This window comes from Thiolapillus sp., from assembly GCF_048562965.1.
Classification (GTDB): Bacteria; Pseudomonadota; Gammaproteobacteria; order Chromatiales; family Chromatiaceae; genus Thiolapillus; species Thiolapillus brandeum_A.
In genome coordinates this window covers 1-1,460 of sequence record NZ_JBHNMF010000747.1, presented here as the reverse complement: position 1 = coordinate 1,460, position 1,460 = coordinate 1, and the positions used below count along the sequence as shown (strand labels likewise).

The window sequence follows — 1,460 nt, the reverse complement described above, 5'->3', positions numbered from 1 at the left end:
AAGAGTGGAGTCTAGCTCTACAGCCGAAGGGGACGAAAGAGCAGAGAGGTGGCTGCGCAGATCCTCCTTTAGGGTCGGTCGGTGAACGGCACGAATGTTACGTGCCTCGACAAAAGTAGGCGGAGACTGGGGTATGGTGACATCAAGGTAGGCCAGGACACAGAAATGATCCGAAGAGATGGCCTGCGACACTTCAGTGGACAGCAGAAGGCCATCAGCCGGCCTATGGACGAACCAGTCCAGTATGTGTCCACGTTTGTGAGTGGGTGAATTCACGGACTGCTGCAGGTCGAACATCGAGAGGAGATCGTTGAGTCGTGAAGTGTAGGGATTTAGCGGACAGTCGTAGTGGAAGTTGAAGTCTCCAAGGATAAAAGAGTTACCGGCCAGGGAGTTGCAGTGTTCTGGAAGGTCCGGAAATTGCTCAAAGAAGAGAGAGTCAGTCAGCTTGTTCTTGCGGTTCGGTGGAGGGCGGTACAGCGTGTAAAAGTGGAGTGTCTTCTGTGTCAAAGTCAGTGTGGCGTGAATGAGTTCAAATGATGTGTGACAGAAGGGAAGGGAGGTGGTCCAAGAGAAGTGAGGTAGGAGGGAGTCCTTCAATACTATGGCGAGGCCACCTCCCCGCGAAGAGCGGGGAAACGATTTCGCTGTGAAACCCGGAGGTGCCAGATCTGCACACTTCGCCTCATCACCAGCCTGCCTGAGCCACGTCTCCGTAAGGAACAAAACATCAACACAGAGATCAATAATGAAATCGGCAATTTCTGTCCTCTTTTCCTGGGTGCCAACAGAACATGCATTAAACAATGCTACACAAAGTTGACCTTGCCTGTCCTGAGGCTGGGACGAGAGAGGGACTTGAATCAGGTTGTCAAAGTTTACCGTGGGACGATTCACGGAACATGTAGGGACGGATGTGAAGGCTGTAGAGGAGATGACAGGAATTTTCCTGCCTTTTGTCTTCCTTCTTCCAGCCCTGTATGGTCGCTTTTTCCCCGTTTTCTTCATACAGGGAAAATCGTGGCGAGAGTGAATGGAGAGTTCATGAAGTCTGTTGCACACAGCCGGTGACACTGTAGTTTGTTTACTATTCACAGCCAGTAACGCGTCTCTGGTGTATTCATAGCGCAGCGAGCCAGGGACAGGTAGAAACACACCTGAGTGTTGACAGGTGTGCGCTGCACGTGCGGTGAAACATGGCTGGGCGAACACTGGCCAGGTAAGCGGTGATGGGACGATGAACGGTTGAAGAAAGTCGATCGAGGTCAGGACATCCAGCATCAAAATCCGTTGAAAAAGATACCATCGTGATGGCCAGGGCATGACGAAGACGATGAGATGACGATGGCGACGATGCGATGGGTACAGATAACAAAATCCACAGAAAACTTGACAGCGCTGCCACCTCCAGCCTGCAAGGCGAGTGTGAGCAGATATCAGATATCAGAGCAGAATAGAGG

The 1,460-nt window shown here is 51.6% G+C and carries 1 protein-coding gene; it reads right to left on the bottom strand.

Going from position 1 to position 1,460, the window contains the following annotated elements; all coding sequences use genetic code 11:
• The coding region (locus ACOCD2_RS19745) for an endonuclease/exonuclease/phosphatase family protein (protein ID WP_419625935.1) at positions 1–1,008 on the bottom strand (1,008 nt) is incomplete at its 3' end.
• Positions 1,009–1,460 lie beyond the last annotated feature (452 nt).